Source organism: Variovorax sp. V118 (assembly GCF_041154445.1).
Lineage (GTDB): Bacteria > Pseudomonadota > Gammaproteobacteria > Burkholderiales > Burkholderiaceae_C > Variovorax > Variovorax boronicumulans.
This window is the reverse complement of record NZ_AP028663.1, coordinates 4,783,658-4,796,026: the sequence shown is the minus strand read 5'-3', so window position 1 is coordinate 4,796,026 and position 12,369 is coordinate 4,783,658. Positions and strand designations below refer to the sequence as shown.

Annotated in this window: 15 protein-coding genes and 1 pseudogene; 5 read left to right on the top strand and 11 right to left on the bottom strand. The window is 60.7% G+C overall.

Annotated features, from left to right (window positions below):
• Position 1 precedes the first annotated feature (1 nt).
• The 8 genes from ACAM52_RS22325 to ACAM52_RS22290 form a co-directional block, all read right to left on the bottom strand.
• A complete protein-coding gene (locus tag ACAM52_RS22325; protein ID WP_369631442.1) occupies positions 2 to 916 on the bottom strand; it encodes a LysR family transcriptional regulator in 915 nt (304 codons plus the stop codon).
• A 27-nt stretch (positions 917 to 943) separates the two neighbouring features.
• Positions 944 to 1,282, bottom strand: a complete 339-nt coding sequence (locus ACAM52_RS22320; protein ID WP_369631443.1) for a ferredoxin family protein — start codon at positions 1,280 to 1,282, stop codon at positions 944 to 946.
• Positions 1,283 to 1,313: 31 nt separating this feature from the next.
• Complete coding sequence (locus tag ACAM52_RS22315; RefSeq protein WP_369631444.1) at positions 1,314 to 2,090, bottom strand: enoyl-CoA hydratase-related protein; 777 nt, start codon at positions 2,088 to 2,090, stop codon at positions 1,314 to 1,316.
• The gene (locus ACAM52_RS22310; protein ID WP_369631445.1) at positions 2,087 to 3,244 is read right to left on the bottom strand and encodes a CaiB/BaiF CoA transferase family protein; all 1,158 of its coding nucleotides are present in this window, start codon (positions 3,242 to 3,244) and stop codon (positions 2,087 to 2,089) included. Before ACAM52_RS22310 ends, ACAM52_RS22315 begins: the two co-directional genes overlap by 4 nt.
• On the bottom strand, positions 3,241 to 4,620 hold the full coding sequence (locus ACAM52_RS22305) for an FAD-dependent oxidoreductase (RefSeq protein WP_369631446.1): 1,380 nt from the start codon (positions 4,618 to 4,620) through the stop codon (positions 3,241 to 3,243). The genes ACAM52_RS22310 and ACAM52_RS22305 overlap by 4 nt, the downstream gene beginning before the upstream one ends.
• Before the next feature lie 61 nt (positions 4,621 to 4,681).
• A complete protein-coding gene (locus tag ACAM52_RS22300) occupies positions 4,682 to 5,530 on the bottom strand; it encodes an ABC transporter permease (protein ID WP_369631447.1) in 849 nt (282 codons plus the stop codon).
• Between the two features lie 7 nt (positions 5,531 to 5,537).
• Positions 5,538 to 6,320, bottom strand: coding sequence for an ABC transporter ATP-binding protein (locus tag ACAM52_RS22295; RefSeq protein ID WP_369631448.1), 783 nt, complete (start codon positions 6,318 to 6,320; stop codon positions 5,538 to 5,540).
• A gap of 4 nt (positions 6,321 to 6,324) precedes the next feature.
• The gene (locus ACAM52_RS22290) at positions 6,325 to 7,353 is read right to left on the bottom strand and encodes an ABC transporter substrate-binding protein (RefSeq protein ID WP_369631449.1); all 1,029 of its coding nucleotides are present in this window, start codon (positions 7,351 to 7,353) and stop codon (positions 6,325 to 6,327) included.
• A gap of 703 nt (positions 7,354 to 8,056) precedes the next feature.
• On the opposite strand from ACAM52_RS22290, the gene ACAM52_RS22285 reads away from it, so the two are divergent.
• A protein-coding gene (locus ACAM52_RS22285) for an IS5 family transposase (protein ID WP_369631450.1) occupies positions 8,057 to 8,820 on the top strand; the annotation gives its coding sequence in 2 pieces (ribosomal slippage) (positions 8,057 to 8,372 and positions 8,372 to 8,820; 765 coding nt in all).
• 45 nt (positions 8,821 to 8,865) lie between these two features.
• On the opposite strand, the gene ACAM52_RS22280 is transcribed toward ACAM52_RS22285, so the two are convergent.
• A complete protein-coding gene (locus ACAM52_RS22280; RefSeq protein WP_369631451.1) occupies positions 8,866 to 9,258 on the bottom strand; it encodes a VOC family protein in 393 nt (130 codons plus the stop codon).
• A 346-nt stretch (positions 9,259 to 9,604) separates the two neighbouring features.
• Here ACAM52_RS22280 and ACAM52_RS22275 point away from each other — a divergent pair, with 346 nt between their 5' ends.
• Together ACAM52_RS22275 and ACAM52_RS22270 are read left to right on the top strand one after the other, a co-directional pair.
• Positions 9,605 to 9,892 carry a hypothetical protein gene (locus tag ACAM52_RS22275; protein WP_369631452.1) on the top strand — a complete coding sequence of 96 codons (288 nt, stop codon included), beginning with the start codon at positions 9,605 to 9,607 and terminating at the stop codon, positions 9,890 to 9,892.
• Positions 9,893 to 9,981: 89 nt separating this feature from the next.
• Complete coding sequence (locus ACAM52_RS22270) at positions 9,982 to 10,266, top strand: hypothetical protein (protein ID WP_369631453.1); 285 nt, start codon at positions 9,982 to 9,984, stop codon at positions 10,264 to 10,266.
• Positions 10,267 to 10,289: 23 nt separating this feature from the next.
• Here ACAM52_RS22270 and ACAM52_RS22265 read toward each other — a convergent pair whose 3' ends face one another.
• Together ACAM52_RS22265 and ACAM52_RS22260 are read right to left on the bottom strand one after the other, a co-directional pair.
• Positions 10,290 to 10,685: a hypothetical protein gene (locus ACAM52_RS22265; protein WP_369631454.1), complete on the bottom strand. Its 396-nt coding sequence runs from the start codon at positions 10,683 to 10,685 to the stop codon at positions 10,290 to 10,292.
• A 64-nt stretch (positions 10,686 to 10,749) separates the two neighbouring features.
• Positions 10,750 to 11,067, bottom strand: a complete 318-nt coding sequence (locus ACAM52_RS22260; protein ID WP_369631455.1) for a hypothetical protein — start codon at positions 11,065 to 11,067, stop codon at positions 10,750 to 10,752.
• Positions 11,068 to 11,470: 403 nt separating this feature from the next.
• On the opposite strand from ACAM52_RS22260, the gene ACAM52_RS22255 reads away from it, so the two are divergent.
• Positions 11,471 to 11,689, top strand: a complete 219-nt coding sequence (locus ACAM52_RS22255; protein WP_369631456.1) for a hypothetical protein — start codon at positions 11,471 to 11,473, stop codon at positions 11,687 to 11,689.
• Positions 11,690 to 12,013: 324 nt separating this feature from the next.
• Positions 12,014 to 12,328, top strand: a pseudogene (locus ACAM52_RS22250) (3-hydroxybutyrate dehydrogenase); the annotation flags it as partial.
• Positions 12,329 to 12,369: the final 41 nt, after the last annotated feature.

Sequence of the window (12,369 nt, the reverse complement as noted above, 5' to 3'; positions counted from 1 at the left end):
CTCAGAGTGCGGCGGCAGTGATCTCAAGTTGAGTAAGCCGCCGCGCCATGCGGCCGGCGAAGTTCTGCGTGACAAGTGGCAAGGCGCGTTGTGTTGGCACCAGGATGCCCACCTGCAACTTGGCCAGCGCTGGAAGTTCGAACGGCCGCCAGAGCAGATCCCCGTTTCTGAGTTCCTCGATGAATGCAATCTTCGAGAAGCACGAAATTCCCTTGCCGCCCATGATCAGGCGTTTGAGAAGGGGGGTGGAATTGCAGGTCGCGGCCGGCTCCATGTCGTCCCAGAAGGCGGCGAACTCGGCGGACAGCGAGGCGCTTAGTACTGGGTGCGAGTTCGAGCGCAGGAATGGATACTTGGCGCACTCCCTCAACGAAACACTCGCGTGCTTCGACAGCGGATGTCCCGGCGGCATGACCAAGCCGATCGGCAGGTTGGCAGTGGCGATCGACTCTACGCCGCCGGGCAGTCGGCTTACGAAGGTGAGTCCCACGTCGGCCTGGCCCGACATCACGAGCTGGGGGATCTCCATCGGTTGAGTCGAGGTGATGGTGTATGTGACCGCTGGAAAAATCTGCAAGAACTCCTCGACCGCCGATGGCAGGAGTTCCTCGAAGAACGAGTCCATCGCCGCGACTTTGACGTGGCCCGTCCGTTCGCCCTTGAGTGCATCGATCTCCGTGCGCATCACCTGGAACTGGTGCAGGGTTTCCTGCGCGTGCTTGAGTAGCCGTTCGCCGGCGGCGTTGAGACGCAGGCCATTGGGCAGGCGATCGAATAACTCGACGCCCAATTCGTCCTCGAGTTTGTGGATCTGGCGGTTGACGGCACTCGCAGCGACATAGAGGCGCTCGGAGGCCTTGCGCACCGAACCGGCGCTTGCCACTTCGATGAAGTACTTCAGGACGATGGCGTGCATCAGCCTGCCCTCCGGAAAGCAGCAGCATCATCCCACCATCCGGGTGCTCGGCGCTTCCTGCACGATGTACGGATGGTCGCAGGCCATACGCCTTCCATCGGCACCACCCGGCGATCCCAGTGCGCTGACTTCGATTCCAAAAAACTCGCGGTTGATCGCCGCGTAGTGGCGCAGCCCGAGCGGTAGCCGAAACTCCTCATAGATCGCCTGGGTGGGGCAGGCAGAGACACAAACGCCGCAATCGATGCATTCATCTGGGTGAATGTACAGAGTACGGGTACCCTCGTAGATGCAATCGACTGGACAGCACAGGACGCAGGCACCGTCCTTGCAGTCGATGCAGGCCGTGGTGATGACATGGGCCATGAAAGAAATATTCGTGAAATGGTGTTGCGTTCTAGCGGCCTTGCCACCGAGGCTTCCGCTTCTGCTGGAAGGCCAGCACACCTTCATTTGAATCTTCGGATTGCAGCGCCGTCACCAGCGCCGGCAGTCGCGTGCAGTGAGCCTGCGCAGGCGACATCGTGCTCGTAAGGCGAACCACCTGCTTGAGAGCTTTGAGCGACAGCGGAGCGCATGCCAAGATCTGTTGCACCCAGCGATCGACGGCACCGTCGAGTTCGACGCGTGGAACGACTTCGTTGATCAGGCCCATCTCCAGTGCACGGCTGGCGTTGACCCGTTGTCCTGTGAGCATCATGCCCATGGCTTGGCGGTACGGGATTTGGCGCTGCAGCAGCAACATGCCGCCGTCCAGGGGCAGGCGCCCCACCAGCGGTTCGGGCAATCCGAAGCTGGCTTCCTCACAGGCTACGACGAGGTCGCAGCCCAGCACCATTTCGAAGCCACCTCCCAGCGCGAAACCATTAACTCTTGCGATCACTGGAACGTTGAGTGTTTCGCGCAGCGCGATGCCACCGAAGCCGCCCGATCGCGAGGCCGCCCAGTAGTCGACACCCTTGAGGTTCGATGTGTTCTTCAGGTCCGCGCCGGCGCAAAAGGAACGCTCGCCAGCGCCGGTCAGCACCACGACGCGGATGTCGTTGTTCCGCTCAATTTCGTTCCAGATGCCAACTAGTTCGGCCTCGGTAGCGAGGTCGACTGCATTCAAAACCTCGGGACGATCAATCGTGATCGTGGCCACGTGGTTCGTGACGTCGAAGAGAACGCTCATGCTCCTGCCTCTTCGATTAGAGTCCGCGCTTCGGCCAGCAGCTCTTCCGTGTGCTGACCCAGTTTCGGCGGCTCCCGTCGCAGGCCCGCGCGAGTATCGGACATGCGGATCGGGCTCGCGATGAACCTGAGCGGGCGGTTAGCCGAGTCGTCGCCTTCGAGGATCATCTCGTTGTGCAGAGTCTGTGGATCGACGAGGGCCTCGCGCATATTGTGTACCGGTGCCGAAAGCAGATCCTGTTCCTCAAGGCGCGCCAGCCAGTATTCGCGCGTGCTGCTCGCAAAGCGCTCCCTGAAGATCGCATGCAGTTCGGCTTTGTGCCTGAACTGCGCTGCTAGATCGACGAAGCGCTCATCCTGCGAGAGGTCATCGATCTCCAGCGCTGTGCAGATGTTGCGCAACGGATGTGTCTTGAACGCGCCGACCAGCACCAGCGCACCGTTCTGCGTATCGAAGACGCCAGACAGGGGCATGGCGGCCCAGTTGACTTCCGAATCCTCCATCATGATCATCGCAGCTTCCTGCATCTGCATAGACAGCATCGAGTCGTAGAGCGAGACAGAGATCTTCTGGCCTTCGCCGGTACGTTCGCGCTGCAGTAGCGCGAACAAGATGCCTTGCACCATGTGCATGCCAGCCGTGTAGTCAGCCAACGCGGTTGGGTAGATTGAGATCGGCGCGGAGTCGTCTGCACGGCGCGCCATGACGCCGGTCAGAGCCTGCGCCAACACGTCCTGCCCCCCCTTGTGAGCGTAGGGGCCAGTCTCTCCAAAGCCGGTGCCCACCGCATAGATAATGCGCGGATTTATCTTCTTGCAATCCTGATATCCTAGGCCAAGGCGCTCCATCACACCGGCACGAAAGTTGTTGGTGACTACATCGGCATCGGCGATAAGCGCCTTGACCAAATCTACCTGTGCCGGGTCGCGCAGGTCGATCTCGACACTGCGCTTGTTCCGATTCAGGCTACAGAAGATCGGGTTGTCGTCACCGGCGACCGGTGCAAAAGTTGAGCGGCTCAGGTCTCCAGCACCTTTGCGCTCGATTTTGATCACGTCGGCTCCGTGGTCTGCCAGCATTTGTGTGCAGACTGGCCCCATCATGACCTGCGTGAAGTCGATCACGCGGATGCCGTGCAGAGGAAGCGTGTTCATGCTGCCTCCGCGAACGAGCGGGCGATGGTAGGGATGTCGGCATTGGGACCCTCTTGTTCGCCAGGGTCGGCGCCCTGGGCGCGTAGTGCGCGCTGCAGCTTCCCGATGTCGACGTTGCGCACCGACACGTTGGTGTCCAGCGAGAGCGCAGCGGCTGTACCGGTGGCTTCCCCCATTGCCATGCAGGGCGGGATTTCTCGGGAGACCTTCTGCGCGGCTGAGGTCGAGGAGTAGTGGCGACCGGCTACCAGCAGGTTGTCCACGCTGCGCGGCACCAGGGTGCGGTACGGGTAGTAGTAGTCGCGACCGCGTGCCACGCTGTCCTCGAAGCGCACGCGGTTGGCGACATCGTCCTTGGTCATCACGTACTCGCCTTCGAGAAGGCGCGTCTGGCGGATACCGGTCTGCGGCGCCAGGTCGATCAGATAGCAGTCCTTGAAGCCCGGCAGCTTGGCGCGGATAAATTCGATCACCTTGTGGATGGTGGCGCGCCCTTGCACCTCGGCGCGGGTCAGGTCGGCCACCTTCAGGCCGTCCAGGCCTGCCATGTGCGGGCAGTTGCACCACACCACGCCGGGTAGCGGCGTCTTGAGCCACCACGAATCCCAGGCGCCGCCCAGGATGTGCTTGACCTCGCGGTCGATCGTCGCGAAAGCTTCCGGCTCCTCATGCTCGAAGCACTCGGCTTCGTTGGTATCGACACCGCCGAGGCGAAATACCGTAGTCACGATGTAGGCACCGCTGATGTGCGGCGCGCCGGCGGAAGCTGCCACGTCCAGGTCACCCGTGGCGTCGATCACCACTTTGCCCAGGATGGCTTCGCGCCCGCTCTTGGATTCGACCACTACGCCCTTAACCTGGCCCTCTTCCACAAGCGTGCGCGAGAACCAGGAGTGCAGGCGCAAGTTGATCCCGGCCTGTTGCACCATTTCGAGAGAGGCGCGCTTGAAGGCGTCTGGATCAAAGGCTGCGGCGAAGCAGATCGGGTGCGGCTTTTCCTTGCTGTGGAAGTCGAAGGTGCCCCAGCGCTTCCAGCGACGCACCGACTCGGGCAAGACGCCCCAGTCCTTCTGCTTGGGATATTCGGCCAAGCCACGTTCGGCCATGCGCTCGATTATTTCGAGGCAGATGCCGCGCACCGAAATTTCCCTCTGGTGGTTGTCCCACATGTCGTCCAGCACCAGCACCATGCCGCCCGAGGCGAGACCTCCGAGATGGTTGTAGCGTTCCAGCAAGGTGACGCTCGCACCGTTGCGCGCGGCAGCGAGGGCCGCGGCCTGGCCGGCAGGACCGCCACCGACCACTACGACATCCGATTCGGCTGCGACGCGAATGTCGTGCGCAGGTTCATGCATCCAGTCGCCAATACGGCTCATAGGAATCTCCTAGTGAAGTTTTGAGAGGTGGGGCGTCGCTCGGAGCGAGGCCCCGAGGGTTTCAGTGGTGACCGTCGGGCTGCCAGCGGATGATCCAGCGCTCGGCCAAGGCCACGAGTAAGAAGAACAGGCCCGACAGAGTGGCGCTCATTACGATCGCGGCATAGAGCAGTGGCGAATCAAAGTTGAAGGTGGCCTGCAAGATCATGGCGCCGATGCCCACTGTGGCCCCTACCCACTCGCCCACTACCGCGCCAATCACGCTCATCGAGGCTGCGATGCGAAGGGCCGAGAACAGGTAGGGCAGAGCGTTCAACAGCCGCAGGCGGAAGAAAATCTCCATCTTGCTTGCGGACAGCACGCGCATCAGTTCCATGGCTTGCGGATTCACCGATTCGAGGCCGCGCACCATGTTCACGAGCGTCGGGAAGAAGCACACCAGTGCCGCGATGGTGATCTTCGGCTCCATGCCGTTGCCCATGATCAGCACAAGGACCGGAGCCTTGGCCACCAGCGGGACTGCATTGAACATCAGCACGACAGGGAAGAAGATGTCCTGCAGCGTCTTGTTGTGGACGAACACCGTGGCGACCGCCATGGCCGCCAGGTTGCCGATCAGGAAACCGCCGGCTGCTTCGAGCGCGGTCGGAATCAGGTTGTCCAGCAGAATAGCGCGCTTGGCGTAGAGCGTCTCGACAACCGCCCATGGCGTGGGTGCGATGAAAGGCTTGACATCGAAAAGAACGATGACGGCCCACCACAGCACGATGAGCCCGCCGATACCGAGTGCCGGTAGGATGCGACGGCGCCACAGGCGGCGGCGGCGGGCGGCCGCCCACGCGATGTATTCGGCGTCGGCCGGCGTCACTGCAAGGCCGGGCACCGGCGTATCGATGGAACTGGTAGTCATGTAAGCCTCAGCAGGTTTCCAGCACGCGCCGCAGGTGGGCCGTGAGCCGGACGAACTCGGGTGTTTCACGGATATCCAGGGTGCGGTTTTCCGGCAGATTCACCGGCACGATCTCGCGGACACGGCCGGGGTTGGCTGCGAGCATCAGTACGCGCTGGCCAAGGAAGGCAGCCTCATGGATGCTGTGCGTGACGAACAGGATCGTCACGCCGGTGTCTTTCCAGACGCGGCGGATCTCCTCATTGAGCCGGTCGCGCGTGATTTCGTCGAGCGCGCCGAAGGGCTCGTCCATCAGCAGGATTTTCGGATCGCTGGCTAGCGCGCGTGCGATCGACACGCGCTGGCGCTGCCCACCTGACATCTCGTGAGGCCAGGCGTGCGCCCGGTCCTTGAGGCCGACCAGTTCCAGAAGTTCTTGCGGAGAACGGCGGCCCTTGCGGCTGGCGCCACCGCCTACCTGCAGCGGCAGCTGGACATTCTGCAGCGCCGTGCGCCATGGCAGCAGCGCCGCGTCCTGGAAAACGAAGCCGATGTCGCGGTTCTTGCGCGCGGCCTGCGGTGAAGTGGAGAGCACCTCGATCTTTCCGCGGTTCGGCTCCAGCAGGTCTGCCACCACACGCAGGAAGGTCGACTTTCCGCAGCCCGACGGGCCCAGCAGTGTCAGGAATTCGCCCTGCGCAACGTCTAGGTCCAGGCTTTTGATCGCGGTGACATCGCGGCGCTCGGTGAAGAAGCGCATGCCGATATCGCGGCACGAGATCGCCGCAGCGGCGTTCAGTACGGCAGTCATGGCGTCAGACCTTCATACGGTCGGCGGTGGTCGACTTCAGCCCATCAAGCCAGATGACGTCGTCCACTTTCGGCGTTCGTGCGGTGAACTGGCGCAGTTCCGAATACATCGAGATCTGCGCCTGCCAGATAGCGGGATCCATGGTGCCCCATCCCTGAGTTTGCGCGAGGCCGCCGAAGGCATATTCGAGCATGGTGTCGACCGCGGCACGCTCGTCCTCGCGTTTGAGATTCGGATACTCTTTCACCAGGAGGTCGACCGATTGGTCGCGGTTGGTCTTCGCATGCTGCCAGCCGCGCGAGGTCGCACGCAAGAAGGCTTCGATGAGCTTCGGCTGGGACTCGAGTGTCTTGGTCGAGGCATAGTAGGGCAGCGCATAGAGTTGCACGCCCCCATCCCACAACGTCAGGTCGACACGGTCCGGGCCTAGTGCCTTGAGTGCGGTCGTGCTGGTGAGCCAGCCTGTGACGACGTCGACTTGGCCGGTCAGCAGCGGCACCATGTCGGAGCCGACCGTGATGATGGTGACGTCCTTCTCGGCGATCTTGTTCTTCGCCAGCAGGGCGCGCAGCAGGATGGCCGCGGTTGAGGGGATGCCGACCTTCTTGCCGATCAGGTCGGCGGGTTTGCGCACGGGATTCTTGGCCAGTGAGAAGAAGGTGAACGGATGCTTCTGGGCGCCGACAGCGAAGCACTTGATCGGCAGGCCCTGCGAGACGGCCAACATTACCGAGGGGCTGGACGAAACCTGGCCCACCTCATAGCGGCCAGAAGCCACGATGGCCACGCCATCGATGTTCGGTCCACCGGGCTGGATGGCGAACTCGATGCCTTCCTGCTCGTAGAAGCCCAGCCGCTTGGCCACTACCTCGCCGATCTGGTTGATGCTGGGGATCCAGCCGAGCTGCATGTTGATGCGCGCCTTGCCCTGCGCGAAGGTGTCGAACGACAGCATGCTGCCGAACGAGAGGCCCCCGGCAACGAGCGAGGTCTTGAGAAGGCTTCGGCGACCGGGGTCCCGGAGATTGGCCATGGCGGATTCCCTTGTAGAAGAATTGGGAGCGGAGAGCGTGACCCTGCGTGTTGTCTTCGTCACGTTGAAGGGCCAGCGGGAGCGAATGTTAGGAGCCCACCGCGTTGCTTCCAAGCATCGTTTTTCGCGCCGGGCGCGCTAAAAATTAGGCATCGGGGAAGACCCTGAATCGGCAAGAAGGCGATACAGAATGGGCCTCGCAACACGCAGCTTCGATATGTGCGGCTGCAGCGTGCTCAAGGTCGGTCACCATGCCGACTTGGTGATGCTCGACGCTGGATAGGTCGCCATCCCGAAAAACAAGGATCCAACACGACCAGCCGAAGGGATTCCAGCGCATTCGCCCCTACGGGCTCCGGGTCAACGGCAACCGCAAGGACGGCCTGACATGCTTTCGCGAACTCCGCTGCAACCATCCGCTAGTAATGCGGCCAAGTGCCGGCCGGGTCTTTCCAGTTCAACGCGCTACCGCGTATCGACGGCACGGGCACGGGCACGGGCACGGGCACGGGCACGGCGCAGGTGGCGGGACCGGCGTGCCGCCACCCAGCCTCTCACTCTTTGACAGCAGTTGCCTGTTGGTATTCGGTCGGAACGACTGGAGGGTTGACTGAGCGTGGTGAAACGCAACTACAGCCTGCGTTTCTGTGACTAGGGCCTGTTACTAATTGCGCGCACCGCGTGTTCGAGCGACATTGGTGGCATGGAGATCACACGAGCGCAGTTTGAGCAGATCGAGGACTGCTTGCCGACTCAGCGAGGCAATGTCAGCTTGTCGAACTTGCAGGTACTCAATGCCATCTTGTACGTCGCCGAGCATGGGTGCAAGTGGCGAGGCCTGCCCAAGCGGTTCGGCAACTGGCACACCATCTACACGCGCATGAATCGCTGGGCCAAGTCTGGCGTCCTGGACAGAGCCTTCGCGCGGCTACAGCTCGCGCAAGTGGTGCAGATCAAGATCGAAGCCGTGTCGTTGGACAGCACCAGCGTCAAGGTGCATCCCGATGGCACAGGCGCTCGAAAAAAAACGGTCCGCAAGCTATCGGCAAGTCCCGCGGCGGATGGAACACCAAGATCCACCTTCTCGCCGCGGACGCGCGCACGGCCGTAACGTTCTCGTTGTCGCCGGGTCAAGCGCACGATGCACCCGAAGGTCGCGAGTTGTTGAGGCGCTTGGGCGCGCCGAATCGGCCACTGCATCTGCTCATGGATCGCGCCTATGAAGGCAACGAGACTCGGCAGCTTGCGCTCGACTTGGGCTTTATCCCGGTCGTCCCGCCACTGCGCACCCGCGTCGAGCCGTGGGAATACGACCGCGCCATGTACAAGCGCCGCAACGAAGTCGAGCGCTTGTTCCGTCGGCTCAAGGGCTATCGGCGCATCTTCTCCCGATTCGACAAGCTGGACGTCATGTTCACCGCCTTCATCAGCTTCGCTCTCATCGCTGATGGCTTGCGGTTGTGTTAACAGGCCCTAGTTCGCTCCACACGTTCGCGAGCGCTTCAGCACACGTCATTGCGCTCCCCACGCTGCCTGCTGGAGCACAACGCGGTAGCCATCTAGGTCTGCAAACGTGCGACCGCGGCGTTGCCAATACGGATTAAAGGACGAGACCTCGGTGAAACCGGCGGTGAGCATGGCTTCGGATGAGCGCTGCCATTCTGCAGGGTCCGGCATATAGAAGACGGTGAGGTCCTCCACTGTGGGAGCCGGGATTACCGGGTGGTCGCTGCAATGCGTGAACGCGAAATGGTAGGGCAAGCCAGGAAACCCGACTATTGCAGCAGCAAACCCTTGGTGGTCCAAAAACCTGTCAAGTTCACGCAGGCCAAGGCCATCGCAATACATGGCTAGCGAGCGTTCCACGGAGCGGACTGGGCGAACGATTCGAAGCTGAACGGTCATGTGCAAGAACCTTCCATGGCTGAATTGAATCTGTACCTCAAAATCGTACTGCACAAGAGCGGTCCAACACTGCTGTGCAAGTGCGCCTACCTCGCTACCGCGAGGAAATTGCCCACCGCCTCCTAGCGAACTTCGCTGAGGCGCTGAACGTCGGCTCTTGCCGCCGAAAGCCGAAGTCTAGTCTGCAGGCTAGAGGCCGTCGATTGGTCCAGATGGACTGGAAGGCCATATACAGGGTTCAATTCGAGGAGTCGATCTCGGCGATAAGCGGTCGCGGCAATGGCAATATGTCGATAACTGTGCGTTCACGTTAAATATGCACTTTCGGCACTCAGGACATCGAGGGATGCGGCATGCTGGCACGCGACGACATCGGTATCCCGACCATCTGGGGGATCTTTTGAAAGATGCCCGGCACCTGGTCACCAGGCGCTACCTGCGTCAGCTCTATCCGGATCCGATGACGGGGCAGGCGCTGGTGCCGCTGATTGCACCGCAGGGCGGTATCTGGGGGGTGGCCAGTGCCTCGAAGGAACGCCCCATTCGCGCGGCGCTGCCAAGAGGCGTTGTGACGATTGAGCACCAAGCGAATACCTATTCGGATTGGCGCTTCACCTATCTCGGGGGGCAATGACAAGTGCATGGCTGCCCCATCTCCATAGGCCGGCAGTTTGTGGCGGCGGAGACTAGACTTTCGCTGCTCGCCGAGATCGGACCCTTGCCATGACACCAGAAACCTATCCAATCGTTGGGAAATTCAAGAACGAAACCGTCGCCACGATGACGCTGTATCTTGAAATGGTTCCCGAGGAGGTTGTTCTTGAACCTGGCGACGAGGTTGAGCTTCTTGCGCAACCCACCGATAACCTGCTGCCTCTTGATATCGCTCCCGTAGAAGGCGGTTTCCATATACACGCACACAAAGAATTTGGTCCTGATTGGCACGTCAGATTCAGAGGCCAAGTGCTCAAGGCCGGCAATCCAACGCGCCTTTCAAACTATCGCTGAAGCCAGGTTTTGCAACACCCACTTTACGACAACGACTCGACCGCCTGCGGATATCGCCGTGGCTGGCGCACTCTCGGGTGGAACCAGATGTTCATGGAGCTCTGGGAGTGATCGGACGCTTGATGAAACGCTTTCTTTTGTTGCTGGCAGAAATGGTCCCTTTCGCCGTCCTTGCAAGTCTTCCGTTGCAAATGTCCTTGGCCGAGATGGCTGAAGAAGCTGACCATGTACTTGTCGGCCACGTCGTGGGCGTCGACTTGGTTGACGGCACTGGCCGTCCCGTCGTGGATGATCAGGCGCGCACGGGGCCCGGTTTGAACAATGTCATTCGTCTTCGCATGGCAGTTGACGAGACTCTGATCACGACTGCCGTTCAAGTTCCGAAGGGGTTGTTGCTCCCGCTCGACCCAGTCATGCATTACAGCCTCGGACAGGTCAGGTCCGCTCACAAATCTTAACGACCGTTCTTGACCGCATCTTGTCTCAAGGCACGTCAATGAGCTGCGAAGCATGGATGACGAACTCGCTCAAACCGGCGATGGACTCCACTCCGTCTGGCCTCGTTGTATCGATTCTGACAAACGAACGGTTGGCCGTATCTTTCCATTCGGACTGGACTTCGCAGGCTATTTCGCCAGAGCGCGGATAGCAGCCGTCACCGACAAGCGCTGCGCGCACAACGATTGGGGCCTTCTCCACGAACAAATGCGCGTCCCCCTGTGCATCAATCAAGCGGCACTCGACCCAGTTAGGGAAGCTGCTGTCAACCATACGCAAAATCTCAACGGAGAGTGCCTTCATCTATGCTCCAAGTGCGGTAGTACGCTCGTGCTTTTGAGGTCATCTTCGGACGTCTACTACTGGTTGACTGTAGTCGGATGCGGGGGCTTTTTGATCACTCTTGTATCGCGGGTGTGCCAAGATTTGGTCTGGCGGCCGAATCGAGTGCACCGCAAGCTGACTCATGTCAATAGCGTTTGACGTGAGTCAACCGCAATCTGGCACACACGAAACTCGACTGCCATTCGCCGACGCCAGCGCATGCAGTCTCCCGAAAGCCACTTTCTCCAGTTCCCTTTGAGGCACGCGTTGCGCAGTAGCGGGTATGTCCGCTAAGTAGTGTTTCGGCATCATCGACAAGATTCAGAAAAACGTACGTGGCTAGTTAACTCGACACTTCGCATTCGGCCTGTTATGGTGTGCTATGAGTTTTCAAGATCTGCTCTCCATGCAGAGCCCAGGTGCGACCTTTGCTGTTGATGCGAGCAAGCTCAGTCTTGGCGATGCGGCATTCCATCACCTCGCCCTGGGATGGGAGCGCGATGGAGGAGGCGAGGGGTTCACCCTGAAAAAGGTCCACAGGGAGAGTCAAACCTCAAACGGGTATATCGATCTTGTCATGCTTCGGCGCGACGAAAAATAGGCTCCGCAGCCGCACGCGGCATACCGACTTGCTGTTCGATAGTACCTATCCAGATGGCATTGTAGATTGGCCGAGCTGCGTACGTTGTACGGCACTTGGGCGCGGCCGAAAGGGCATTGGCTGTGAAGAGGGCAGATCTCGGCCAAGTCTTAAAGTGAGTAAACCTCGTGCATCTTGATGCAGACACTCAAGCTCCACGGCTGCAGTACGCGGCGGCGAATCCAAAAAGTTCAAGACTCGTCGTGATCAAGGTTCGGCAGAGCGCATGGGCCGCACGGAGTTTCAAAGCCTCACGAAACCGCTACAGTCCAGCAATACCAACCGATCCACCTCGACGGCGCCTTCCCCGCAACCAAGGCCTGTCTCAAGCACATGTACGCGCAAGGCCGCGGCGGCAGCGTGATCTGCCCGGGTTTCGTACGCACGCCGCTGATCGAGAAGCCGATCCCCGAGCAGGCCAAGACGCTGGGCATCGGCGAGCAGGAAGTCATCAAGAACGTGATGCTCAAGGAAACGGTGGATGGCGAGTTCACGACCACCGAGGACGTGGCACGCGTCGCGCTACTGTTCGCGGGCTTCCCGACCAATGTGCTCACGAGCCAGTCGCTGGTCGTGAGTCACGGCTGGATCATGCAGTAAGAAGGCCGCCGAGTACGCAGGCAGCGATGCGAAAGCCAGCC